The 715-nt window shown below is 63.5% G+C and carries 1 pseudogene; it reads left to right on the top strand.

The features are described 5' to 3' along the window. Window positions 1-715 (top strand): annotated as a pseudogene (locus AC0ZWN_RS28810) (type IV secretion protein Rhs); the annotation flags it as partial.

Below are 715 nucleotides of genomic sequence, written 5' to 3'. Positions count from 1 at the left end.
AGCGTGCGCGGCTGGTGCGTAAAGTCTCGGCGGACGGTGGTGAACAGCTCAAGGCCTATGACTCATCGGGGCGGTTGATCGCCGAGCAGGATGCCTTGGGCGCTGTCACCGAATACCGCTACGACGAGGTCGGACGGCTGATCGCGCTGATTCCACCGGATGAGGCGCCCACGTCCTACGAGTATCGCAACGGTTTCCTGCACAAACGCTCTCGCGAAGAGGCGGTGTGGATCTACCGGCGCAATGCCGAGGGCGATGTCACCGAAGCGGTCGACCCCGACGGCCAGGTTACTCATTACTACTACGACACCCGGGGCCAGTTGCTGTCGATCCGCTACCCGGACAGCAGCCGGCATCGGCTGGTCTGGAATAGCCTCGGCCAGTTGACCGAAGAGACCTTGCCCGACGGTGGCGTGCGGCGCTTTTCCTACGACGCACTGGGGCGACGTACCACGACTGCCGACGAACACGGTGCGGTCACCCGTCAGCACTGGGATGCCGTCGGCCGACTGATCCAGACGACATTTCCTACCGGCAGCACCCGCGCTTACAGCTACGGCGCCTACGGTCAGGTCACCGCCGAGCGCGATGAACAGGGGCACATCACCCGTTATGAGTATGACGACGATCTGCACCTGGTCTCGCGGCGGATCAACCCCGACGGCACGCGGGTGCAATACCGCTATGACCATGCGCAACTGCTGCTCACCGAGAT

The organism is Pseudomonas sp. 3B-A001-10F (assembly GCF_056313565.1).
Note: the sequence above shows the minus strand (reverse complement) of the source record. Positions and strands in the feature narration are given on the sequence as shown.